Source organism: Streptomyces sp. NPDC047315 (assembly GCF_040643215.1).
Classification (GTDB): Bacteria; Actinomycetota; Actinomycetes; order Streptomycetales; family Streptomycetaceae; genus Streptomyces.
The window spans coordinates 73643-97363 of sequence record NZ_JBEYTZ010000033.1 but is presented as its reverse complement, the minus strand read 5'-3'; the positions used below and the strand labels follow the sequence as shown (position 1 = coordinate 97363).

20 protein-coding genes and 1 pseudogene are annotated in these 23721 nt (G+C 70.2%); 10 read left to right on the top strand and 11 right to left on the bottom strand.

Going from position 1 to position 23721, the window contains the following annotated elements:
• Positions 1–321 (top strand): annotated as a pseudogene (locus ABZ842_RS31010) (acyl-CoA dehydrogenase family protein); the annotation flags it as partial.
• A 76-nt stretch (positions 322–397) separates the two neighbouring features.
• On the opposite strand, the gene ABZ842_RS31005 reads toward ABZ842_RS31010, so the two are convergent.
• Positions 398–1741 (bottom strand): MFS transporter, encoded by a 1344-nt coding sequence (locus tag ABZ842_RS31005; protein WP_361544162.1) that lies wholly within the window; start codon positions 1739–1741, stop codon positions 398–400.
• Between the two features lie 899 nt (positions 1742–2640).
• Between ABZ842_RS31005 and ABZ842_RS31000 the strand changes: the two genes are divergently transcribed.
• The 3 genes from ABZ842_RS31000 to ABZ842_RS30990 all read left to right on the top strand — a co-directional run bounded on the left by ABZ842_RS31000 (position 2641) and on the right by ABZ842_RS30990 (position 6357).
• Complete coding sequence (locus ABZ842_RS31000) at positions 2641–3807, top strand: TetR/AcrR family transcriptional regulator (RefSeq protein ID WP_361544159.1); 1167 nt, start codon at positions 2641–2643, stop codon at positions 3805–3807.
• 712 nt (positions 3808–4519) lie between these two features.
• Entirely contained in the window at positions 4520–5938 is a 1419-nt protein-coding gene (locus tag ABZ842_RS30995; protein ID WP_361544156.1) for a DEAD/DEAH box helicase, read from the top strand.
• Between the two features lie 80 nt (positions 5939–6018).
• Positions 6019–6357, top strand: coding sequence for a thioredoxin domain-containing protein (locus tag ABZ842_RS30990; protein WP_361544153.1), 339 nt, complete (start codon positions 6019–6021; stop codon positions 6355–6357).
• A 482-nt stretch (positions 6358–6839) separates the two neighbouring features.
• On the opposite strand, the gene ABZ842_RS30985 is transcribed toward ABZ842_RS30990, so the two are convergent.
• Positions 6840–7850 carry an ATP-binding protein gene (locus ABZ842_RS30985; RefSeq protein ID WP_361544150.1) on the bottom strand — a complete coding sequence of 337 codons (1011 nt, stop codon included), beginning with the start codon at positions 7848–7850 and terminating at the stop codon, positions 6840–6842.
• Positions 7751–8041 carry a hypothetical protein gene (locus ABZ842_RS30980; RefSeq protein ID WP_361544147.1) on the bottom strand — a complete coding sequence of 97 codons (291 nt, stop codon included), beginning with the start codon at positions 8039–8041 and terminating at the stop codon, positions 7751–7753. Before ABZ842_RS30980 ends, ABZ842_RS30985 begins: the two co-directional genes overlap by 100 nt.
• Before the next feature lie 322 nt (positions 8042–8363).
• On the opposite strand from ABZ842_RS30980, the gene ABZ842_RS30975 reads away from it, so the two are divergent.
• The 4 genes from ABZ842_RS30975 to ABZ842_RS30960 all read left to right on the top strand — a co-directional run bounded on the left by ABZ842_RS30975 (position 8364) and on the right by ABZ842_RS30960 (position 12608).
• Positions 8364–9344: an endonuclease/exonuclease/phosphatase family protein gene (locus ABZ842_RS30975; protein WP_361544144.1), complete on the top strand. Its 981-nt coding sequence runs from the start codon at positions 8364–8366 to the stop codon at positions 9342–9344.
• A 61-nt stretch (positions 9345–9405) separates the two neighbouring features.
• Positions 9406–10161, top strand: a complete 756-nt coding sequence (gene cseB, locus ABZ842_RS30970) for a two-component system response regulator CseB (RefSeq protein ID WP_361544141.1) — start codon at positions 9406–9408, stop codon at positions 10159–10161.
• Between the two features lie 5 nt (positions 10162–10166).
• Positions 10167–11417, top strand: a complete 1251-nt coding sequence (locus tag ABZ842_RS30965) for a HAMP domain-containing sensor histidine kinase (protein WP_361544138.1) — start codon at positions 10167–10169, stop codon at positions 11415–11417.
• A 180-nt stretch (positions 11418–11597) separates the two neighbouring features.
• Complete coding sequence (locus ABZ842_RS30960; RefSeq protein ID WP_361544135.1) at positions 11598–12608, top strand: D-alanyl-D-alanine carboxypeptidase; 1011 nt, start codon at positions 11598–11600, stop codon at positions 12606–12608.
• A gap of 36 nt (positions 12609–12644) precedes the next feature.
• On the opposite strand, the gene ABZ842_RS30955 is transcribed toward ABZ842_RS30960, so the two are convergent.
• From ABZ842_RS30955 to ABZ842_RS30945, 3 genes are all read right to left on the bottom strand, one after another.
• Entirely contained in the window at positions 12645–13430 is a 786-nt protein-coding gene (locus ABZ842_RS30955) for an alpha/beta hydrolase (protein WP_361544132.1), read from the bottom strand.
• Between the two features lie 236 nt (positions 13431–13666).
• Positions 13667–15112 carry a multicopper oxidase family protein gene (locus tag ABZ842_RS30950; RefSeq protein WP_361544129.1) on the bottom strand — a complete coding sequence of 482 codons (1446 nt, stop codon included), beginning with the start codon at positions 15110–15112 and terminating at the stop codon, positions 13667–13669.
• A gap of 109 nt (positions 15113–15221) precedes the next feature.
• Positions 15222–15710: a PhzA/PhzB family protein gene (locus ABZ842_RS30945; protein ID WP_361544126.1), complete on the bottom strand. Its 489-nt coding sequence runs from the start codon at positions 15708–15710 to the stop codon at positions 15222–15224.
• Positions 15711–16048: 338 nt separating this feature from the next.
• Between ABZ842_RS30945 and ABZ842_RS30940 the strand changes: the two genes are divergently transcribed.
• The gene (locus ABZ842_RS30940) at positions 16049–17146 is read left to right on the top strand and encodes a methyltransferase (protein WP_361544123.1); all 1098 of its coding nucleotides are present in this window, start codon (positions 16049–16051) and stop codon (positions 17144–17146) included.
• 64 nt (positions 17147–17210) lie between these two features.
• Here the strand turns inward: ABZ842_RS30940 and phzG are convergent, their stop codons facing one another.
• From phzG to ABZ842_RS30920, 4 genes are read right to left on the bottom strand one after another with little or no spacing between them, the layout of a single operon-like run.
• On the bottom strand, positions 17211–17918 hold the full coding sequence (gene phzG, locus ABZ842_RS30935; RefSeq protein ID WP_361544120.1) for a phenazine biosynthesis FMN-dependent oxidase PhzG: 708 nt from the start codon (positions 17916–17918) through the stop codon (positions 17211–17213).
• Complete coding sequence (locus ABZ842_RS30930) at positions 17911–18750, bottom strand: PhzF family phenazine biosynthesis isomerase (protein ID WP_361544117.1); 840 nt, start codon at positions 18748–18750, stop codon at positions 17911–17913. The genes phzG and ABZ842_RS30930 overlap by 8 nt, the downstream gene beginning before the upstream one ends.
• A 14-nt stretch (positions 18751–18764) precedes the next feature.
• Positions 18765–20765, bottom strand: a complete 2001-nt coding sequence (locus ABZ842_RS30925; protein ID WP_361544114.1) for an anthranilate synthase family protein — start codon at positions 20763–20765, stop codon at positions 18765–18767.
• On the bottom strand, positions 20762–21385 hold the full coding sequence (locus ABZ842_RS30920) for an isochorismatase family protein (protein ID WP_361544111.1): 624 nt from the start codon (positions 21383–21385) through the stop codon (positions 20762–20764). Before ABZ842_RS30920 ends, ABZ842_RS30925 begins: the two co-directional genes overlap by 4 nt.
• Before the next feature lie 717 nt (positions 21386–22102).
• On the opposite strand from ABZ842_RS30920, the gene ABZ842_RS30915 reads away from it, so the two are divergent.
• Positions 22103–22759 carry a response regulator transcription factor gene (locus tag ABZ842_RS30915; protein ID WP_361544108.1) on the top strand — a complete coding sequence of 219 codons (657 nt, stop codon included), beginning with the start codon at positions 22103–22105 and terminating at the stop codon, positions 22757–22759.
• A gap of 107 nt (positions 22760–22866) precedes the next feature.
• Here ABZ842_RS30915 and ABZ842_RS30910 read toward each other — a convergent pair whose 3' ends face one another.
• Positions 22867–23658 carry an AfsR/SARP family transcriptional regulator gene (locus tag ABZ842_RS30910; protein ID WP_361544105.1) on the bottom strand — a complete coding sequence of 264 codons (792 nt, stop codon included), beginning with the start codon at positions 23656–23658 and terminating at the stop codon, positions 22867–22869.
• Positions 23659–23721 lie beyond the last annotated feature (63 nt).

Sequence of the window (23721 nt, the reverse complement as noted above, 5' to 3'; positions counted from 1 at the left end):
CACAAACAGCACTGGCTGCCGAGGATGGCGGCGGGCGAGGTCATCGGCTGCTTCGGCCTCACCGAACCCGACCACGGCTCGGACCCGGGAGCCCTGCGCGCCTCCGTCACCAGCGAACTGGTCCCCGACGACGTACGCCTGCCCGCCGACGCGGTCCTTCCGCAGGCGCAAGGTCTGCGCGGGCCCCTGTCCTGCCTCAACCAGGCCCGGTACGGCATCGTCCGGGGCGCGCTCGGCGCGGCCCGGACCTGCCTGGAGACGGCTCGCACCTACAGCACGACCCGCGAACAGTCCGGCCGGCCCATCGGAGGCTTCCAGCTCCCAACGGGCCCGGCCCACGTGGCCGGGGTTCCCATGATTACCGGAAGGCGTCCCAGGCCGCCCCCTGTCGCCTCGGTCAGTCCTTCGCCGCGATCCGGACGAGCTTCGCGGCGTCGCGGTCAGGGCTGGTGAGGAAGAGCGCCGCGGTGGCGGCGACGGTCATCACGGCGCCGAGAAGCATGAATCCGTCGCCGTAACCCGCCGCCGCGGTCTCGCCGGACGCGACGAGCCGCCCGATCACCACGGGGGCGATGACTCCGCCGAGGCTGTAGACGGCGGTGAGGATGCCGAAGGCCATACTGCGCTGTTTGGCCGGTATGACGTCGGCGAGGCCGGCGAAGGCGGCACCGTAGCCGGCGGAGTTGAGGCAGGAACTTAGGATCAGGAGTGCCATCTGCCAGTGGCCACGTTCCAGGGCCGAGAACGCCATGGTGCACAAGCCCGAGGCGATCACCATCGCGGAGGGGAGAATTCCCCGTGTGACCCGGTTGCTCATACCGCGTTTCGTCATCGACCGGGAGAGCAGCCCCACCGAAATTATCGCGAGTGCGCTGCCCAGATAGGGCAGGGCCACGAGATTGCCGGCCGTTGTGTCGTCATAGCCGAGGCCCTCCTCAAGGTAGAGCGGCAACCAGCTGACCTTGACTGATGTACACGCGTAGGCGACGAAGAAGAGCAGCATCATCCCGATCAGGGTCTTGGTGCCGAACAGCCGTCCCAACGGCACCCGGTCCGGGAGGGTGGGCTGGTGGACGGCGCCGTCGCCGGACCCCGTGCCGGGTTCCCCCTCGGGGCCGGAGTCACCCAGGAGGAGCCAGACAACGACGATCACCATGCCGAAAGCGGCCAGGACGCCGAAGGCGGCGTGCCAGGAGTACTCGGTGATCACCCAGGTGAGCACTGGCGCAGCGATCAGGGGCCCCACGCCCGCGCCCGCGACCACGATCGAACTGGGCACGGCACGCTTGTGCGCCGGGAACCAAGAGTGCGCGACCTGCATCGCGAGCGCGGTCGTGGGGCCCTCGGCGAAGCCGAGCAGGACCCGGCAGGCGACGATGGTGGTGAAGCCGACCTGCGCGGCCATCGGGGCGAGGCTGATCGCCCAGAGGGTGGCGATGCCGGCGAACAACCAGCGCGCCCTGATCTTCCCGCCGAGCCAGCCACCGAGGATGGAGCCCACGGCGAAGAGCCAGAAGAAGCTGCTCTGGATAATGCCGAACTGGGCGTCGTCCAGGCCCAGCTCGCTCTTCATCTCCACTCCGGACAGGCCCACGATGACCTTGTCCGCGAAGTTGATGAGCACCAGACAGAAGAGCAGGGCGAGAACGATCCACGCCCTGCCTCGCGAGCGGGTGCTGGAGGGACTGGCATCGGGGCGGGGGGTGGTATCGGAGGGTGGCGACTGCTGACCGACGGGCATACGGGTCTCCCGATATGGCGGTTTGCGGGCAGGGCGGAAGGCAGGTACAGGAGGCCGCACCGAGGAAATCGGCGTACGCGGGCGGAGACGGAACGCGTCGACGGCCCAGGAGCATGGCGGGGCGCGTGGCGCGTGGTAGGCGGCACACGTCCACCGCGTTCACCGTTGGGTTCCCACGGCCGCGGGGCACGTCCGGCCCCCGGAAGGTGCCGTAGACCGAGAGGCGGGTTGCTGTCTCCCTATCGGTGCGCGGGTCATCCGATCCTGGTGGCCCGGCGGCGCTTCCGGGCGGGTGAGAGCCGCCGCGTGCAGACGGACAAAGGCTTCGATCAGGCTCGGCGGTTCACGGGTGCGCCGAATGGAAACGTGTCACCACCCGCTTCCGTTCGCGGGTGAAAAGCCGAACCCTCCCCATTCAGTCGGCGCTCGTACCGTGTACGACCGGGCGGACTTGTGGACCGGTCCGGTCGACCACCGGCAGCGCCCGGGTCGGTCCGCGTCGCGGCGACGGTGACAGGACCACATCGCCGCCGGCCGCCGGGCGGATCGCGCTCCAGACGTCCGGCGCCGAGGATCGGACCGTTCCCCGCGGGGGCCCTGGGCCGGTCACCAGCATGGCTGCCTCCTGTGTGACGACGAGCCGACCGACCCTCGAAGCACGACCCCGGGGCGTGCCGGGGCCGAGGGCGGTGCCGATGTCCCGCCCGTGAGCTTCGTTCGGAAGCTCACGGTCTGAATGGTGCATCGCGTGTACACAATCAGCAAGGGGCTGAAAGAAGGTATCTAGACGTGTCTAAGTAAAAACCCGTTCACAGATTCTGCCCCTGTCGACTGCGCTCTGAGGGCGCGGAGGGGTACGCTGACGCTGCTCCGTTGGTAGTTCGGAAGGAACAGATGCGTTGGCACGCAGACCGCCCAATCGGAAGGTGCTCATCCGTGCCACCGCCGCCGAGTTGTTCCGGGAGCACGGCTACCACAACGTCTCGGTGACCGACGTGGCCGATGCTCTGGGCTTCACGCCCTCCGCGTTGTACCACCACTACCGCAGCAAGCAGGATCTGCTCTTCCACACCATCCTCGACAGCCTCGATGTGGTGGACACACCGATCCGAGAGGCCGGGGACCTGGACGAGGCGCTACGGTCGCTGGCCACTCTGGTCGCCTCCCCCGAGCGGCTACTGGCCGTCTGGGAGCGTCAGTCGCGCTATTTGGACGACACCCAGCGCGAGGCCGTTCGCGCGCGTGAGGTCAAGGTGGTCGCCGACCTCGCACTGCTCCTGCGGGCCGCCCGCCCGGACCTCACCGAAGCCGACGGGGAGCTGACGGCCCGGGCGGCGCTGGGAGTGCTCGGCAGCCCCCTGAAGCGACGGCTCCGCCTCTCCAGGCGCCGTCATGAGCAGTTGATTCTCCGGTTGGCCTCCGCCGTCGCCTCCTGCGAGTTCTCCTCGGTCCCGGGACCCGACTCACCGGCCGTACCGGTCGGCCCGCCGTCGCCGCCTGTTCCCGGGCTGAGGGTCCCGCGCAGGGACCAACTGCTCAACGAGGCGATCCGGCTGTTCGACGAACGCGGCTACCAGACCGTGACCATGGCCGATATCGGCGAGGCCACGGGGATAGTCGCCTCGGGGGTCTACCGTCACTTCCCCGGCAAGACCGATCTCCTGGTCGCCGCGACCAATCGTGGCGGCGAGTGCCTGCGCGCCGGTGCGGAACGCGCGCTGGCCCTCGGCGGCGACCCGCGCGGCGCACTCGATCTGCTGCTCCGCTCCTATATTTCGGTCGCTGTGGAGAATCTGCACCTGATCGGCATCCTGACGGCTGAACGCGATCAACTGCCAGACAAGGAACGCATCGCGCTACGCCGGTTCCAGGCCGCTTACCTCGACATGTGGCTCCAGGCATTGGACGCGGCCACACCGGGCCGGGACGCGACCGAGTTGAGAGCCGCCGTGCAGGCCACCTACGCGATGATCCACTTCGTGGCCCGTGCAAGTCGGCAGGAGCCATGGCCGGACGTACAAGGCCGACTCGCCGAACTGGGCACGGCCGTGCTACTCGGACCCTGACGCCCCGGCGCTCCCGCGGTCCGGCAGCGCGGCGGCGAGGACGATGCGTACCGCATCCCTCACCCGACCCCGCTCCGCTGCCCGAGGCACACCTCGCCTTCCTTTCCCTCCTGGACCAAGGCGTCGGCACCCGCGCGTCACCGCCGCTCGTCGCCGACGAGTCGTGTGCTGCGCCGTCGGCTGACGCGGACGCCGCAAGCCCCCTCGACCGGTGGCACGGCGCGCCTGCCTTGCATGTGCCGTGGCCGGTGTGCGCCGAGCAGGGGAGCCGTCTGCCAGGGAACGCGTCGACGGCGCCTGCGGTCGTACGTCCTCGGTGCGTCGTCCGGCGCACGACGCCCGGCGAGCTGAGCCGTGGCCGGCCCGGTCAGACGGCGCGATGCGCGACCGATGGAGCCGACCGCGCCGACCCGTAGGCTGACGGTTGACTCAACGGAGCTTGGCGGACACGAACGTGGACAACGTCAACCGGCAGGTTCGGTTGAGCCTTCTCGGCTGATCAAAACCATCCTGGGAGCGGCTGTCGTGTCGGGGACGGCGTGCCGGCCGACGGGTTCGACAGCGGGTCCGGCGCCGGGCGCCGGGCCGTGGAGCAGCCGGTGCGAGGCCCGCGCTGGTAAGGTCGAGGTCACGCTCACAGTCATCCTGGGCCCGTGCCGGACAAGGTACGGGCCCCGGTCCGTTCAGGGGCGCCGAAACGAGGAAGGACCCCATGAAGGCGAAGCAGTCCGCCTCCGGCCGCTCCGGACCAGGCAGGTCTGACCAGGGGAGGGCCCCGCGGGGCGAGCTCTCGGTGCCGGGGGCAGCGGCGCCCGGTCTCCCGCCGGCCGGGTCCTTCGCGGCGCTGGAACTGCCGGTCGAGCTGATGGAGGTGCTGGCGGAGCTCGGGGTGCGGGAGCCGTTCCCGATCCAGGCGGCCACCCTGCCGAGCGCCCTGGCCGGCCGGGACGTCCTCGGCCGCGCGCGCACCGGATCGGGAAAGACCCTCGCCTTCGGGCTGGCCCTCCTCACACGTACGGCGGGCCGGCGCGCCGAACCGAAACGCCCCCTCGCGCTGGTCCTGGTGCCGACGAGGGAACTCGCGCAGCAGGTGAGCGAGGCACTGGCGCCCTACGCGAAGGCGCTCGGGCTACGCTCGGCGACCGTGGTGGGCGGGCTGGCGATCAGCCGGCAGACGGCGTTGCTCCGGGAGGGCGTCGAGGTCGTGGTGGCGACGCCGGGACGGCTGACCGATCTCGTCGCCCGGCGGGACTGCCACCTGGACCGGGTGCGGATCGCGGTTCTGGACGAGGCTGACCAGATGTGCGACATGGGATTCCTGCCGCAGGTCTCGGAGACCCTGGACCGGATGCCCCCCGGCGGGCAGCGGATGCTGTTCTCCGCGACGCTCGACCGCAACGTCGACCAACTGGTCAGGCACTACCTGAGCGAGCCGGTGCTCGCCACGGTCGATCGGGCGGAGTGCTCGGTCGCGACGATGGAGCACCACGTACTGAACGTCCATCCCGCCGACAAGTACGCGACGGCCACCGAGATCGCGGCCCGGGACGGGCGGGTGCTGATGTTCCTGGACACCAAGCACGGTGTGGACCAGTTCACCCGCCACCTGCGGAGCAGCGGCGTACAGGCGGGTGCTCTGCACAGCGGGAAGTCACAGCCGCAGCGCACGCACACGCTGGCCCAGTTCAAGGACGGCAGGATCACGGTGCTGGTGGCCACCAACGTCGCTGCCCGTGGCATCCACGTCGAGCACCTGGACCTCGTCGTCAACGTGGATCCGCCCTCCGACCCCAAGGACTACCTCCACCGCGGCGGGCGCACCGCGCGCGCCGGGGAGTCCGGCAGGGTGGTCACGCTGGTCACGCCCGGCCAGCGCCGGGACGTGAACCGGATGATGTCGGACGCCGGCATCCGGCCCACGGTCACCCAGGTTCGCTCCGGCGAGGAGCGGCTGACCAGCATCACCGGCGCGAAGCGCCCGCCGGTGCAGGACAGGACGAAGAGCGGGAACGCGGCGTTCTTGGGTCTGGGCACCCGCGCGGGCCGCCCCCCGAAGGAATCCCGGAAGGCCGCGGAGGCCCGCATGATGGCGGAGGCCCGCAAGGCCGGCCGAGTGCGCAGGGCCCACTGACGGGCGGTGCGCGCAGCCGCGGTCGGAAACACCATGAGGCATCCGCTGCCTCGCATCGAGTGGAGCGTCGAGGAGTGCCGATGGCGAACAGGGTCCATCAACCCCGGGAGGAAGCCGAGTTCGAGTTCATCCTGGCGAGGGCGGACGTTCCGGTGCTCGCGTACTTCCACGGGGTGTGGCCCAAGGCCGCGGCAGCATGCAAGGAAATGGATCCCCTGGTCAGCGAGGTGGCCGACGCCCACCAGGGCCGGCTGATCGTCGTGCGGGCCGACATCGCGAGGTGCCCCGGCCCCGTACGGCGGTACGTTGTCACCGGCGCGCCCTCCCTCGTGCTGATCGACCGGGGCGAGGCGATCGCGGCCACGAGCGGTCCGATGACCAGGACTGCGCTCGGGGAGTTCCTGCAAGCGCACCTGTGACCAGGCCGCATGCCGGCCGGCGAGATGGTGCCCGCGGCGACGGCCCGGCGCCATCCTTGTCCGCCCAGCATGGAAGTGCCGTGTTAGATGCTGCCGATGAGTTCGATGAGGCGTGTGGCTCGTTGCCATCCGCCTGCGGGGATTCCGCCGATGATCGCGCCGAACAGGACGCAGATCGTGCTCCTAACAAGTACATGACCGTATGCGTCCAAGCGAGGGACCCCGGGAAGGCGAGGAAGCCGAAGACGTACGTAAGTGTTTCTTCGAGAACGCCTTCCTCGGCTTCTTTGATGGCTGCTTGGGTGAGTGGAACTTCTTCTTCGGCCAGGGAGAATCGTCTGAGTGCTGATGCGAAGTCGGCGGTTGTTCGTGCTTCTTCTGCGGCTTTTCGTTCCGCTTCTACAAGTTGGGCACCGTCGACGACCTGAGGACCGCCCTCCCGCACACCTGCGCCGGTGAGACGCGCGGTTCGGCGGCCCGCCTCACGCCCTTCCGTTCGCGCCTGCCCGATGTGACGCATGGGGGAACGGGAGTTCGATGCGGGAGGTGCAGCGCTGGCCGGGGGCGGTGGTGAGGGAGAGTCGGCCGTGGTGGGCGTGGGCGTGGGCGAGGCCGAGGCCGGAGCCGGAGCCGCCGGTGGTGCGGGTGCGGGAGTCGTCGGTGCGGTAGAAGCGCTCGAAGACGCGGTCGCGTTCGGCGGGGGCGAGGCCGGGGCCCTCGTCGGCGACTTCGAGTACGGCCCGGTCGTCGACGGTACCGACGCCGACGCGGATCAGGTGCCGGGAGGCGTGTGGGCCACGGCGTTGCCGATGAGGTTGGTGACGACCTGTCGTATCCGGGCCTCGTCGGCGACGGCGGGAGCGGTGGCGGGTCTTCCGCCGCCTGGGCCGGTCGGGGTCACGGGGCGGGTCGAGTCCAGAACAGGGGGAGCCGGCTGCGAGCAGCGAGCCGAGGGTGATCACGAGCACCACCGCCGCCACGGCGAGCCCCAGGGCCTCCGAGGAATGCCCGCCGGCCACCGCGGTGACGGCGTTGCCGCCCACCTCGACCGTCAACTCCTGCGAACCCGCCTGCTCGACCGTCTCCAGGAGCGCGGCGCGTGTGCCTTCCCCCAGTTGCGACGAGGGCACCTCGTAGGAGACCTGAGCGTAGGCGGTGGAGCCGTCCCCGCTCACCGAACCGGTCGCGTACGGATCGGTGACCCGCGCGACCTGCGGATCGTTCCCCAGCGCCCGGACCGTCTCCTGAACGGCCCCCTTCGCCCCGGGGTCGGTGACCGAACGCCTGGACCAGTGGGGCGACCGGAACGTCAGCGGAGACGATCTGGGAGCCGAAGCGGACGGACGGTGGACTCGTCGTTGCCCCAGCGGTGCTCGGCGTCGCGCTGGGCCAGTCAGTTGACGAACGGCGCGGTGTCCTTGGTGTCGTTCGCCTCCAAGTCGCCGTCCACCGTGGGCATGTGGCGCGTCGGAGGCACGGGCGAGTCCAGCCACATGCGTGTCGTGCGGTGGTCGAACAGGGAACGGTAGGTCATTTCGACGGCGGTGCCGAAGGTGGACGCGTAGAAGTTGAACTTCTCCGCGCCGGCGGCCCGGACCCGGTCGATGTCGCGAGCGGTGTTCTCCGGGGTGATCTGGCGTACGAACTCCGGATCGGAGGAAACCTCCGTGCGAAGCGAAGGCACGGAGCCCACGGCGTCCGCGGACCCTCCCACTGTGGGCGGCCTGTGTAGCCGCCAGGCACGGATGCGACATCGGTCGTCCTTCGGTTTCGGCATCACCTACGCAACCGCGACACGGTGTGGCTGAACGCCCGTCAGATGCTGGCCCGAGGTCAGGAGCCCGGGGCTCGTCCCGGAAGCCCCCGGCGGGCGCATGTGGCCGATACCCGGTTGATACAGAGCCGCGCGACCGCTGAAGCACGCCGTTGACCAGGCAGAAGTCCATCTCTCCGAGGCTGGGGGCGTACCCGATCCCGGGTGGACACCAGATGGGGAGACACCGCACGTGCCGAGCGCTCCGACCGCCCTTGAACCCGCTACCGACCCGGCGCCGGAGCAGCGGGGCGCCACCATCCGGCCCCGCGGGCGGGTGCTCGCCGCCGTCGGGCTGTTCTGGGCGGGGCTGATGGCGCTGCACGGCCTGATCCCCAACGGGTTCGGCAACCTCGGCAGCCTCTTCCAGACGCTGCTGCCCTGGACGGGGATCGCCGTACCCGTACTGCTCGGGCTGGCCGCCGTACGCCGCTCCCGACTCGCGGCCGTCACGGCCCTCGTGCCCGCCGCGGTCTGGGCGGTGCTCTTCGGCGGCACCCTCACCGACAAGAGCGCGGGCGGCGCCGATCTGACCGTGGTGAGCCACAACGTGGACGAGGGCAACCCGGACCCGGCGGGTACCGCGCGCGCCCTGGCGGCGTTGGACGCACACGTACTGGCGCTGGAGGAGCTGCCCACGGACTCCGTGGAGGTGTACGAACGTGCGCTGAACGGTGCCTACCCGCACCACGCGGTACGCGGCGGCGTCGGCCTGTGGAGCCGCTATCCGCTCAAGGACGTGGCGACGGTGCCGATCATGCCGTGGACCCGCGCGGTGCGGGCCACGGCCGACACCCCGCGGGGACCCGTCGCGCTCTACGTCGCCCATCTCGCCTCGGTACGGGTCCATCCCGCCGCCGGCTTCACCACCGAGCGCCGCAACGAGGCCGCCCGGGTCCTGGCCGCAGCGCTCCGCTCCGAGCCCCTGCCCAGGATCGTGCTGATGGGCGACTTCAACGGCACGTCCCGGGACGCGGCGCTCGCCCCCGTCTTCTCGGGACTCCGCTCGGTCCAGCGAGAGGCCGGCGACGGCTTCGGATTCACCTGGCCCGCCGCCTTCCCCGTGGTCCGGATCGACGACATCCACGTGAAGGGGATCACCCCGCGCTCGTCCCGGACCCTGCCCGCCACCGGCAGCGACCATCTGCCCGTCGCCGCGTCCCTGAAGCTGTGACCATCGTTCCCGGGGCCGGGGCCGGGGCCGGTCGGGCGACTGTTTACGATACGAGGGTCGGATGAACGAAGGCGGCCAGGTGAGCGGTGTGTCGGAACCACGGGTCCCGGACCCCCTCAAGGTCCTTCTCGTCGAGGACGACGACGCCATCCGGCGCTCCGTCCAGCTCGCCCTGGAGCGCTACGGATACCAGGTCACGGTGGCCGCCGACGGCCTCGGCGGCCTTGAGGCGTTCCGGGACGGCGGCCACGATCTGCTGATCCTCGACGTCATGCTGCCCGAACTCGACGGCATCGGCCTGTGCTGCCGGATCCGCGAGCAGAGCCAGGTACCCGTGCTGATGATGTCGGCCCGCGGCGACGCCCTCGACGTGGTCGCCGGTCTGGAGGCGGGCGCCGACGACTACGTGGTGAAGCCCGTCGACACCGCGGTCATGGTCGCCCGCATCCGCGCCCTGCTGCGCCGCGCCACCTTCCGCCCGCCCGGGCCGTCCGCCCCGCCCGTCCGCTCCGCGGGGCGCGACGGCGCCGGACACCTGGTCTTCGGCGACCTCAGCGTCGACACCCTGGGCATGGAGGTGCGCCTGGCCGGCGAACTCGTCCCCCTGACGCCCACCGAACTGCGCCTGCTGCTGGAGTTCGCCGCCACCCCCGGTGTGGTCCTCGACCGCCGCAAGCTGCTGCGCGACGTCTGGGACTACGGCTGGGAGGGCGACACCCGTGTCGTGGACCTCTGCGTCCTGCGGCTGCGGAAGAAGATCGGCAGCGGCCGGATCGAGACCGTCCGCGGCTTCGGCTACAAACTCGTCCGCGGCTGATCGCCGTGGGCCTCTTCAACCCCCGCGCCCTGCGCTGGAAGATCGCCGCGCTGACCGCCCTCGCATGCTGTGCCGTCGCCGTCATGATCGCCCTCCTGGTCCGGGACGCCAACCGGGACCGCATGCACAGGGTGGGACGCGAACGCGCCACCACCCAGCTGGAGACGGCGACGCAGCAGTACGAACGGCTGGGGAGACGATCGGCGGGCATCGATCTCCGCACCCCGGCGGAGATGCCCGCGCCCCTCCTGCGCGACCTGGCCGAACAGCGCGGCCGGGGCGGGGACGTCGGCCTCTGGTACCAGGTCGAAGAGCCCGATGTGCACTGGATGTGGGCGGCGACCGCCATCGACGACGGCAGATTCCTGATCACCAGGACCGACATGTCCTTCGAGGTGCGCAGCCTCCAGCTCCAGGACCGCTCCACCGTCACCTCAGTCCTCGCCGCCCTCGCCGTCGTCGTCCCGCTCGCCGCGCTGGCCACGGAGCCGATCGCCCGACGCCTCGGCCACGGCGCCCGTACCGCCCGGGCGATCGCCGACGGTGACCTCGACGCCAGGATCGGCAGCCCCGGACGCGCCCGCGACGAGGTCACGGAGATGTCGGCCGCGGTCGACGAGATGGCCGCGGCGCTCCAGCGCAGACTGGAGAACGAGCGGCGGTTCACCGCCGACGTCGCGCACGAACTGCGCACCCCGCTGATGGGCCTGGTCACCACCGCCGGACTGCTGCCCGACGACGACGAGGTGGCCCTCCTGCTCCGGGACCGGGTGCGGGCGCTGAACGCCCTGGTCGAGGACCTGCTGGAGATCTCCCGCCTCGACGCGGGCATCGAACGGGCCGATCGCGACGCCGTGCCGCTCGGCGAGTTCGTCACCGATGTCGTACGGCGCCTGGACGCGGGCCCCGGGGTCGCGGTCACGGTCCCGGACGGCGACGACGTCCTGGTGGAGACCGATCCGCGCCGGGTGGAACGGATCGTGGTGAACCTCGTCGCCAACGCCCAGCGGCACGGCGCCGAGCCCGTCCGGATCACCGTCAACGGGAACCGGATCACGGTCCGCGACCACGGCCCCGGCTTCCCCGCCGCGCTGCTCGACGAGGGCCCGCAGCGGTTCCGCACCGGCGCGAGCGAACGGGGGAGCGGGCACGGGCTCGGGCTGACCGTCGCCCAGGGGCAGGCCGGGGTCCTCGGTGCCCGACTGGCCTTCGCGAACGCCCCGGACGGCGGCGCCGTCGCCACCCTCGACCTGTAGCTCGTAACCGGGTTAGTCCCGTGTGCCCCGCCCGACCGCACGAGCGTCGGCGCGGCATGAAACCAAACGGCAACGCAGCTACGCGGCGGTGGAACCGGCGCCGGGCCGGTACCGAAGAACGACTTCCCGAAGGTGGTTCCGGGTGCCTGCCCGCACCCGGAACCACCGGAGGTGTCCTTCATGTCCGCCGTACGCAGCCACACCCGACCGGGCCCCGGAGCCCGGCCCGCCGCGCTCATCGCCCGCCGTCCGTACCTCGTCCTCGTCCTCCTCGTCGTCGGCGCGCTGCTCGCCGGAGCGTGCTCCCGGCCCGCCGCCGACGAAGGGTCTCCCGACTCCGACGCCGCCGTGTCCATGGACCTGGCCTGGCCGGACGAGGGCCAGGCCAGCGTGGCCGTCGAGGGCATCGGCAGCCTCGGCACCAAGGGCAGGCAGACCCCCGTCCCGATCGCCAGCGTCACCAAGGTGATGACCGCCCACGTGATCCTCAAGGACCACCCGATGAAGGCCGGCGGGGCCGGCGCGAGCATCGTCGCCGACCAGCAGGCGGCCGACGAGGCGTTCTCCTCCGTCGAATCGGCCGCCCCCGTCCTGGCCGGACGCTCCTACACCCAGCGTGAACTGCTGGAGATCATGATGGTGTCCTCCGCCAACAACGTGGCCCGGCTGCTGGCCCGCTGGGACGCGGGCGGCCAGGAGGCGTTCGTCGCCAAGATGAACCGGACCGCAGCCGCACTCGGGATGGACCGCACCACCTACACCGGGGTGAGCGGCATCGAGTCCGACACCCGCAGCACCGCCGACGACCAGATGAAACTGGCCCGCGCCGCCATGAAGGACCCGGCCTTCCGCGAGATCGTCGCCACGCCCGCCGTGACGCCGCCCGGCGGTGTACGGCTCACCAACACCAACAAGCTGCTGGGCCGGGACGGCGTCGTCGGGCTGAAGACCGGCTCCTCCACCCCGGCGGGCGGCAACCTCGTCTGGGCCGCCACCCAGGAGGTCGCCGGCACCCCCCGGCTCGTCATCGGCGTCGTTCTGGGCCAGCGCGCGGGCAGCGCACCCGTCGAGGGCAGCGCCGCCGCGCGCGATGCGAGCCTGGCCCTGATCACCTCGGTCCGCGAGGGCCTCCCGGCCGCGGTCACCCGGGCCGCCGGCCAGGGAGGCCGACCCGGCTCCCACTCCCGGTAGTGACGGTGCCGGCCGGTGCCGGGCGCGTCCTCCGGCTCAGTCGCCCACCGCGTCGGTGAGCGGGGCGAGGAAGGTCTCGATGTGGGCGAGGAGGGCGAGCGGGGTCTCGTCGATGGCGTAGTGCCCGGCGTCGGGGAGCACGGTGAGGGTGGCGTGGGGGTAGTGCTGGAGCCAGGTGGCGCGCATGGCGTCGGGGGAGAGGGCAGGGTCGTGGGCCCCGGCGATGGCGAGGGCGGGTACGGAGTTGCCCTGGACGAGCTGGGTCAGGTCCGTTCCGGACCAGTCGGGGAAGTACGCGGCGAAGGCGTCGCGGGTGGAGTTGGCGAGGGACTGGCGCACCATGTGGTCCAGCCAGGGGCCCGGCAGTCGGTCGCCGGTGGTGGTGTTGATGATCGCGCGCCGGACGGCAGGGTCGTCGGCGGCGGAGGAGAAGAACTGCTGGGTGGCGTCGTCGAGTCCGGCGCCCGAGGCGGGGACGGGGGAGATGCCGACCAGTGCCCGTACTCGGTCCGGGGCGAGGGCGAGGGCGTGTTGGGCAGCCTTGCCGCCCATGGAGTGTCCGATCAGGGAGAAGGTGGTCCAGCCCAGGTGGTCGGCGAGGGCGAGGGCGTCGCGGGCGATTCGTTCGGTGGTGTACGGGCCGGGCACCTCACGGGCCTCGCCGTAGCCGCGCTGGTCCATCGCCGCCCAGGTGAAGCGGTCGGTGTCCACGTACGGGAAGAGCGGCAGGTAACTGCTGCGGTCGGAGAACCAGCCGTGCAGTGCGAGGATGTTGTGCGGCCCGGAGCCGTGGAGCGTGTGCGGTGGGGCGACGGTGCCCATGACGTACTCCTGAAGCGTGGGGAGTCAGTTGCCGTGCAGCAGAACGGGTTTGACGGTATCGCCCCGACGGCGCTTGGCGGTGTCGATCAGGTGCAGACCGCTTCATCTGCTTTCGCCCGGCCTCGATGGCCGCGGCCCTCCCTCTCGCCGGTACGGGCGTGGGGCGGGCCCCACCGCGTCGGTGTCGCCCGCCCCATTCTCTCCGTACTGCCCCCGCGGCTCGGACGCGCCGGCGCTCAGGCGATCTTCATCGTGGCCATCATGCCCATCGCGGAATGGTCGAGCATGTGGCAGTGGTACACGAACTCCCCCGCGTAGGTGTCGAAGGTCGCCTGGAGCTTCACGGTCTCGCCCGGCATCAGCGCCACGGTGTCCTTCAGCCCCGCCTCGGCCGGCCCCGGGGCCACCCCGTTCCGCTCGATCACCCGGAACTGGACGAGGTGCATGTGGAAGTTGTGCGGGGCCCTCGTGTTGGCGTTGGTGACCGTCCAGATCTCGCTGGCGCCGAAGCGGACGTGTTGGTCGATGCGGTTGTGGTCGTAGACCTTGTCGTCCAAGTACGCCTGGGGGTTGGGCCTGCCGTCCTCGTCCATCCGCATCACGATGGTGCGGTGGGCGGTGGGCGTGGGCAGGGGCGGAAGGGTGCGCAGCACGTTGGGGACGGAGCTGGGGTCGCTGGCGGTACGGGTCACGTCGAAGCGCAGGACCTGTTCGGCCGTGCCGTTGCCGGCGACGCTCTCCAGGAAGACCTGGGAGCCGATCGGGAAGGCCGAGAAGTCGATGACGACGTCGGCCCGCTCGCCGGAGGTGATGAAGAGGGACCGCGTGGTGTGCGGGGCGGGCAGGAGGCCGCCGTCCGAACCGATCTGGATCATGCTGGCGTTGCCGGAGAGGCGGAGGGTGAAGAAGCGCTGGTTGGAGGTGTTGGCGAGGCGGAAGCGGTACTTGCGGGCGGCGACCTCGAAGTACGGGTAGGGCACCCCGTTGGCCAGCACGGTGGTCCTGGTGCGGTCGCCCATCGTGTAGACGAGTTGGCCCGCGGAGTCGAAGCGCGCGTCCCGAAGTTGGACCACCACGTCGTACGCGTCCTTGGGCAGCGGCAGGGCGTCCTCGACGTCGTCGCCGATGAGGTAGCTGCCCTGGAGCCCGCGGTAGACGTTCTCCGACTCCAGGTGGTGGGCGTGGTCGTGGTACCAGAGCGAGGCGTGCGGCTGCTGGTTGGGATAGGTGTACACCCGGGTGTTGTTGGGCGCGATGATGTCCATGGGGCCGCCGTCGCTGTACGGCTCCACCGACGCGCCGTGCAGATGGCGCGCTACGGGTACGGTGAGGCCGTTGTGCTGGTGGATGACGACGGGGCGGTTCTTCCGCGCCTTGATCGTGGCACCGGGGAACTGCCCGCCGTAGGTGAGCAGTTGGGTGTTCAGGCCCGGCAGTATCTGCTTCGTGGCGGTGATCACGCTGATGTCGTACCGGTCCACCCCGCCGGTGGTGGACGTCGGCTGCGCCACGGGTATCAGCGGCATGGCCGTCTGGAACGGCACGATGGGCGGGGGTGCGGCGGCCTTGGCGGCCGTGTCGGTCGGTCCCTTGTGGGTGACCACGGGGATCAGCGCGGCCCCCGTCGAACTGACGGCAGCGGTGGCGAGCCCTGCTCCGAGCAGACGTCGTCTGGTGACCATGATGTGTCCTTAAGGAGGCTGTTGGTCCGGGAGGAACGGCCAAGAACGGCCAAGGAACTGCTGGGGAAGGGGAAGGGGAAGGGAACCGGCGATCGCGGGCCGCCCTCTTTCAGGTGGGGATCCCCGCCCGCTTGACCTCGGGGACGGGAATGCCGAGCGCCCGCATCTGCTCCAGCGGATTCATGAACTCGCGGTTGCGTACGATCTTTCCGTCGTCGAGTTCGAACGAGTGCAGGAAGTGGTTCTCGTAGAAGCCGTCCGCATAGCCCGGGAACTTGATCTGCCCGTGGCCGTCGCACTCCACCCAGAAGAAATTCGGATCCTGCGTCTCGAAGATCCGGATGTTGTACCACTCCCAGTCGGGGAAGCACGCGAGTGACCACACCCCGTGCTCGCCCAGCCGGTCCCGGCCCTGGATGACGATGGGCGCCCCGGTGTCGTTCGTCCACAGGCCACCGCTGCCGTTCTCGACGAAGAGTTCGTGCCGGCGGAGCCGGGCCTCCCCCTTGGTGTCCGCCAGGTACTTCTCAACGGTGGCTCGGTTCTTTCGGCGCAGTGCGACGTCAGCGCTGAAAGCCTGCGGTGTTGCGTCTGACATGGAATCCCCCCGGCAGGGTTCACGTGGAAGCGCGGAAGTGTGGAAGAGCGGAAACGCAAAGGTGTGGAAGCGCAAAGGTGTGGACGTGCGGCGTGCGGCCGTGACTGCGGTGGCACGGACATGGGCACGGGGATCATGACCGCCGCCGTTTGACGCCGAATTGAGGATCGATCGAGAGCGCCCCCCTGCCGTCGCGGTCGGCATCGACACCGCGGTGCTGGCCTCACCCTCGAACGGCCCCCGAGGGACCCCCGTCAGACTGCGGGCGCCGGTTCCGGGTCACCCGCTGACCCATGACCGGCGCAGGTCAGAGAAATCGGCGAAAGGGGAGATCACCCATGGCAGGCACCCTCCGTGAGACCGCGGCCCCGGGGCGCGCGGACGACACCCCGCACGGCGCGGACGTCGGGCACGACTCCGGCTCCGCCGCCGCGGCGGCAGAGGCCACGGACGAGCTGCTCGAACTCTCGCTGGGCTATCTCTACTCGGCCGCCCTGAACACCGCCGCCCGCTTCCGCATGGCCGACCACCTGACGGGCGGTCCGCGCACGGCCGGGGAGCTCGCCGCGGCAGCGGGCGTGGACGACTCGTACCTCTACCGGGTCCTCAGGCTGCTCGCCACCAAAGGGGTGTTCCGGGAGGACGAGCAGGGCCGGTTCCACCTGACGCCGTCCGCGCGACTGCTGCGCACGGACGCCGAACAGTCGCTGCGGGACTACGTCCTGGTCCGCGGTGAGCCGGTGTTCTGGCAGTCAGCGGCTCAACTGCACGAGGCGGTGCGCACCGGCACCAACGCGTTCGAGTCCATCCGAGGTGTCCCCTTCTACGACCACGTCGCCGCCGACCCGCAACTCGCCAGGGCGTTCAACTCCAGCATGGCCGCCTTCTCGCAGGTGCTCAGCAACAAGGTGGTCGATGCCTTCGACTTCTCCGGGTGCAGGAGCGCCGTGGACGTCGGCGGCGGGCGCGGCGGCCTGCTGCGTACGGTGCTGCTGCGCAACCCCCACATGACGGGGACCCTCGTCGACCTGGAATCCGTGGTCGCCGGACACGAGCTCGACCTGCCCGAGCTGGCCGGCCGGTGGACCGCCGTGGCCGGTGACTTCTTCGCCTCCGTGCCGTCCGGCGCCGACGTCTATCTCCTCAAGCACGTACTGGCCAGTTGGCGGGACGACGAGTGCGTGCGCATCCTGCGGACGTGCCGCGCGGCCGTGCCCGCGCACGGCCGCCTGCTGGTCGTCAACGCGCTGATCCCGCCGGGCAACGAGCCCCACGCGGGCAAGACCGGGGACGTGTTGATGATGACGGTCCTCAACGGGCGGGGCCGCACGCGTGAGGAGTACGAGGCGCTGCTGGCGGCATCGGGGTTCACGGTCGTCGGGGTGTCGGACACCTCCTCGCACGCCTCGGTGATCGAGGCGGTACCCGCCGGCTGAGTACGAGCCCTCCCGGAAGGCCGGGAGGGCTCGTACGCCTCGGGGCGCTGCGTGTGCGAGGGCTTCACGGCTGGAGCCGGTCGGCCCTCCAGCCGTCGGCCGTGCGCTCGTAGCGCAGCCGCTCGTGCAGCCGGTCGGTGCCGTTGGCCCAGAACTCCACGACGGCGGGGGCGAGCCGGTAGGCGGCGAACGTCTCAGGACACGCAAGCGCCCGCCGTGACGCGCCTAAGACACCTGCTCTGGCGCGTAGTTCGGCCACGTCGGCGGGGCTCTCCAACGGCCGGCTCTGCCGGGACGCCGTGCTCATCGCGTGGGTGAAGACGGGCCGTGCCTCCCACAGGGCCCGGGCATCGGAGTGCGGCAGCCGGTGCACCGGGCCGGCGAGCGTGATCTGCTGGCTGGTCTCCCGCCAGTACAGGACGCCCGACGCCCAGGGGTTCTCGGCCAGCTCCCGCCCCTTTTGGCTGTCGGCGTGGGTGACGAAGCCGATGCCGTCCTCGGTCACCGAGCCGAGGACGACGACGCGGGACGAGGTGCGGCCCCGGGCGTCGGCGGTGGCCAACGACAGCGCGCGCGGCTCTCGAACACCGAGGGACACACTGCGTTCGAGCCAGGCGGCCAGCAGGCCCATCGGTTCGACCGGTGGCGCGAGGTACTCGGGAAAGGGCACCTCTTGGGTCCCGGTGAGCGACTCCGACCGTGTTGTGTACGGACGGCTGCCCGCTTCGTCCGAGCACTCTGGGACCTTGGGTGACAGGTCGGGGTCAGACATGGAGCACCCCCTCGGCGGTGATCACTCCGTGGCCGCTGACCTCGACGGACTCGACCTGGTCGCCCTGCCCCTGCACCAGTGCCTCCATGAGCGAGGGGCGGCCGATCTCGACGCCCTGGGTGATGCGGGTGACCTGCCCGTAAGGGCTGAGGCCCTGCCGTGCGAGGTGGATGGCGATGGGGCCGGCAGCGGACCCGGTGGCCGCGTCCTCCACCACCCCGTAGGAGGGCGAGAACATGCGGTTGCGCCAGGTGCTCCCGCTGCCGGCGTAGCAGTTGACCGCCAGGTCGGAGAAGGACGACAGGGCGCGGTGATCGGGGCTGAGCTGCGACAGGGCCGCCACGCTGTCGAGTCCGACGAGGACGTGCCGCGGGCCGTTCACGTAGATCTCGACGGGGAGGGCCGACGCGCCGATGTGCAGCGCGTCGAGCAGTTCGTCGGTGCGGTCGAACGGCTTCCACCAGGGCACCGGTTGGCGCATGCTCGCCCGGGTCACCCGTTCGCCGACGTGTTCCAGGGTGAAGGGAATGACGCCCGCGTCGGTCTCCAGCCGCAGCCGGTCCGTCCCGGTACGGCTGGCCAGGGCCACGGCGGTGCCCAGGAGCGGGTGTCCGGCGAAGGGGAGTTCGTTGACGGGGGTGAAGATCCGTACCCGGGCGTCACAGTCAAGGCCGCGGGGGTGCAGCACGAACGTGGTCTCCGAGAGGTTCATCTCCCGGGCGATCCGTTGCATCTGCTCGGCGGTCAGGTCGTCGCCCGCCAGGACGACGGCCAGCGGGTTGCCGCTCAGGGGGCGGGCGGAGAAGGCGTCGACGACGACGTACTGGTGCATGGGCTCCTCACTCGTCACGGGGTGCAGGGCGCGCCGAGGGCGGCGGGGGCGGCGGGACGCCCGGTCAGCCCGCCATGACGGATGCTCGATTCGAGCGCGTCGGCCAGGGCCGTGCCCACGATGCGCGGACCGCCGTGGGTGAGCACGGACTCCGGGTGGAACTGCACGGAGGCGAAGCCCGGGCCGCGCAGCGCGTGGACCTCCCCGCTGACGGCGTCCCTGCTCACCTCGACGGCGCCCACCCCGGCCGCGGCGAACACGTCGTGCGCACAGGTGAGCGCGAAGGTGTTGTAGAAGCCGACGTGCTCGGCGGCACCGAACAGGTCGATCACCTTGTGCACCCCCTGGCTGGGTGTCGCCTTGCGGCGCACGGGCAGTCCGAGCCGCAGACCGAGGACCTGGTGGCTGAGGCAGACCGCGAGGAACGGGCGGCGGCTGCGCAGCAACGTGTCCACCGTCGCGTGCAGTTGCCGCATCCTCGGCTCCGTCGTCGCGTCCCGGGGGTCGCCGGGCCCGGGGCCCAGCACGACGAGGTCGTGGTCCTCCAGCGAGGCGCGCTCGTCGAAGCGGCGGACCGTCACTTCCAGGCCCAGGGAGACGAGTTGCTGTCGGAGCATCGAGGTGAAGGAGTCCTCCGCGTCCAGCAGGAGGGCACGGAGCCCGGCCAGCCGGGGGTGCGGACCGGCGTGCCCGGTGTCGCCGGAGAGCCAGAAGGCACCGATCGCCTCGTTGCGCAGCTCCAGCGCTTCGCGGACGCTGGGGTGGCCCGCGAAGCGCCGCGGTTCCGTGTTGAGCGCGGCCAGGAGCCCGGCGGCCTTGGCCCGCGTCTCGGCCGCTTCGGACGCGGGATCGGAGTGCCGCACGATCGTGGCGCCCACGGAGATGCCGACCCGGCCGGTGGCGGAGATGTCCGCCGTACGGATCAGGATCGTGGAGTCCATCACCCGGGCGCCGTACGCGTCCCGTCCGATGAGCGCCGCAGCGCCGCTGTAGTAGCCGCGGCCCTCCGGTTCGTACCGGCGGATGGTGCGGCAGGCGCTCTCCAGCGGGCTCCCGGTCACGGCGGGCGAGAACATCGTCTCGCGCAGGATGTCCCGGACGTCGTGGTCGGTCCTGCCCTCGATCAGGTACTCGGTGTGCGCCACCCGGGCCATTTCCCGCAGCCGCGGGCCGACGACCCGGCCGCCCCCGGCGCAGATGCGGCCCATCATCTTCAGTTCCTCGTCCAGGACCATGTACAGCTCGTCGGTCTCCTTGCCGTCGCGCAGGAACTCCAACACGCCTTCCAACGTGGGACCCGACGGGGGATAGCGGTAGGTGCCGCTGATCGGGTTCATCACGGCGGTGCCGAGATCGAGGCTCACGTGCCGCTCGGGTGAAGCGCCGACGAGGGTCCGGGTGCCGGTGTGGATCAGGAAGGTCCAGTGCGCCCCGGACTCCCGTTCGACGAGACGGCGGAAGAGCGCGGGGGCGACGTGCGGGCCGTGGTCCGTGATGTCCGCGACGTACGTGCGCTTGATGACGAAGTTCGCCCCCTGCCCCGTACCGATCATCTCCTCGACGACGCTGCGCACCACGTCCTCGTACGCCTGGTCGTCCACGTCGAAATCGCCGTCCGACAGTCGGGTCGGCACCTGGGGGAGGCGCGTCAGCGCTTCGGTCAGCGGCAGCCGCTGCTGGTCGGCGATGTCCATGGCCACCAGGGGCGTTCCGTCGTCGACACAGGCGAAACCGCGCTCGACGAGCTGTCGGTAGGGGACGAGCACCAGTACGTCGTGGTGCGGCTCCGCGGCTGCGTCGGAGCCGGGGGCGGGGGCCGGCGGCAGGGCAATGTCCGCGAGCGCGGCGGGGAAGGCCACCGCACCCTCGACGACCTCCACGACGTCCGGGCCGGTGACGCCGGGCCGGTGCAGTAGCGCGAAGGCGTCCGCCTGCCCGTCCAGCACCCGCTGGAGCAGATCCGGGTCCCGGTGGCCGTCGTGCCCCGGACGGCCGTCCGGCTCGCCGCCCGTCATGTCAGGACCCGCTTGACCGTGGTGACCCGGGCACAGCGCTCGGCTGCGTAGTCGAGCGCGAGACGGTGGTACTCCTGCGAGAAGTCCGCCGTGGCGTCCGCGACCAGGAACGGTTGTACGTCGTGGGCGAAGGCGTCGAGCGCGGTGGCGAGGATGCCGACGTGGGCGTAGACGCCGCACAGGATCAGCTGGTCGCGGCCTGCGGCGCGCATCCGTTCCAGGAGGTCGGACCTGAAGAAGGCGCTGTAGCGCCGCTTGGTGAACATCCAGTCGGCATCGGTCGGTGCGAGGGCGTCGACGATCTGACGGTCCTCGGGAGCCGTGCTCATCCCCGGGCCCCAGAAGTCCTGGAGCAGACCGCGTTCGGCCTTGCCCATTCCGCCCGGCTGGGCGGTGTAGGCGACGGGGACGCCGAGAGCGGTGCAACGGTCGCGCAGTTGCGCCGCGTGGGATACGAGCGGATCACTCAGACTGCCGGGCAACGGCCTGAGGAAGTACCGCTGCATGTCGTGGACGAGCAAGACCGATCGCTCGGGGGCGAGGCTCCAGTCCACTGCGTGCGAAGGGAGATCGCCGTCGGTGGGCAGCGGGTATGCGGTCACAGGGGGTATGCCGGTCATCGGTCCATTTCCTTGTTCCACACAGGTGCGTCAGGGGTGCGGTGCTGAGCGGGCCGTCGATCCCCGCCGATCGCGTTGTCATTTCTCTCTTTGAGGTCTCGTCAAATGTGCACCTTCGCCTTCGATGCCGAATCGACGCCGAATCGACGCGGCGAGTGGGCGCGCACCGAACGGGCACCCGGCCGTACCCGCCGAGTCGGCGACCCCGATGACGATCCGGATGGCGCCGGCGTTGCACAGGATGCTCTTTTGTCCAGAGTTTGAGATGAACGCCAGCGGCATGTACACGACTATCGTTCGGATGCCGAAGGTTGGGGTGCGCAATCTCAAACAATCTATGGCCAGAAAGGAACTGCGCATGCCCCGGAGGGCCGGCTGCGGCGGGCGCAACCGCATCGATGTCGCCATCATCTTGAGTGTCTTGAATTCTCCTCCGGAACGCACTGTTCCAGCCTTGCAGCAGGGCGGACTGAGGATGGTCGCCGGGTACTTCGTGGCTGAACTTCGGCGTTCTCCCCCGGATGTTGCGCGGCAGTACCTCCCTGTTTGGGGGGTACCGCCAGGGGCAGTGTTACGACGTGATCACTCCACGTCGATCTTGTCAGGAGCCTCGGCGGCGGACTACGGTAAGTCACATGCCAGCCAACATGTGATATGGGGGATCAATGGCAGAATCTGTGGCGGCGTGGAGTATTTCCTTACGGGCGGGGGCCGGCCATGCGGCCTGACCATAAAGGCCGGCTACGGATCGTCCTGATCGACGGTCACACACTGCTGCGCGAAGTGATGCGCGAAGTGCTCGAAATGGAACCGGATATGGCCGTTGTTGGCGAAGCCGACAACGGTGCATGCGGCATCTTGTATTGCAAAATGGAGCAACCCGACGTCGTGTTGCTGGATGTGAACGTTCCCGGCGAGCCGATCGCCGACATTGTGAATTCAATCCACTCGATATCTCCGAACTCCAGAGTGCTGGTCGTCAGCATGGATGAAGTTCCGGTGCAGGTGCGCCAGCTGCTTGACTGCGGTGTTCGTGGCTATCTGAACAAGTGGGTGAGTCGGGCCGATCTGGTGGCCAGTATCCGCGCGGTGTGTGCAGACGACATCCGGATCGTGCTGCACGTGTCTGCAGAGGTGCTGACCTCCATTGCCTCGGCGTCGAACTACCTGGAGGTGCTCACCAGGCGGGAGTTGGAGATTCTCACCCTGGTGAGCGAGGCCATGAGCAATCGCCAGATCTCCCGGCGGCTGACCATCGCCGAGGGCACGGTGAAGCGCCATCTGGGGGCCATATTCACCAAGCTGGGTGCTCGTTCCCGGCTCGATGCGGTCAACAAGGCAATCTCCATAGGGCTCATCGCCCGTGCTGGATAGGAACGTTGCCCGAGAGGTGCAGTAGACATCTGTGGGCATCCGTGCGATCGAGGATCGTTCCCCGGCGATCCCCGATCCAGCACCGCGGCCTGTCAGCAGAGCAGGTCCTAGGGCCTCCCCGACACCGCCCAGTCCGACCAGGAGTCACGTCCCGCCAGGACCTCTTGGTGCAACTCCCTCAGCACGTCCGACGGTTCGAGCCCGAGCTCGGTCGACAGCGTTCTGCGAAGGTGCTGGTACGCGATCAGCGATTCGTTCCGTCGGCCGCTGGAGGCCAGCGCCTTGATCAACTGAGCGTGATACCACTCGTTGAGCGGGTCGGCCAAGAGGATGGCCTTCAGCTCCCCGACGAGTTCCCGGTGTCGACCCAGCATCGCGTCGGCCTGGATGCGCAGTTCGACGGCGTGCGCCCGCTGCTCCGTGAGTTGGACGACGTGCGCTCGGATCGACGGCCCGGCCGTCACGTCGGCGAGCGGCGGCCCCGACCACAGACTGAGCGCCTGCCGCAGCAGCCGCCCCGCCGTGGCCGCGTCACCGGCGTCCAGCGCGGTGCGCCCGTGCTTGGTCAGCCGGAGGAACGCCGCCAAGTCGAGCCGGTCCGGGGCCACCCGGAGCATGTAGCCGGCACCGCACGTGGCGAGGACGTCTTCGACCCTGTCCTTCGCCACCCACGGCTCGAACTGGCGTCTGAGCTGGTAGATGTACGTCTGCGCGGTGGGGACGGCGCTCTTCGGCGGCTTGTCGCCCCACAACTCGTCGATGATCGCGTCGAGCATGACGACGTTGTTGGCGCGCAGGAGCAGTTGCGCCAGCACACGCCGTGCCATGGGCGCGGTCGGTGTGCAGTCGCTCAACTCGCTGGTGACGGATAGACGGCCGAGTACCTGGAATCGCAGCACGGGCGAATGCCTCCACACGCTGATCGTTGGAACGGGCCCGAAGCAGACTCTGCCGACCACTTC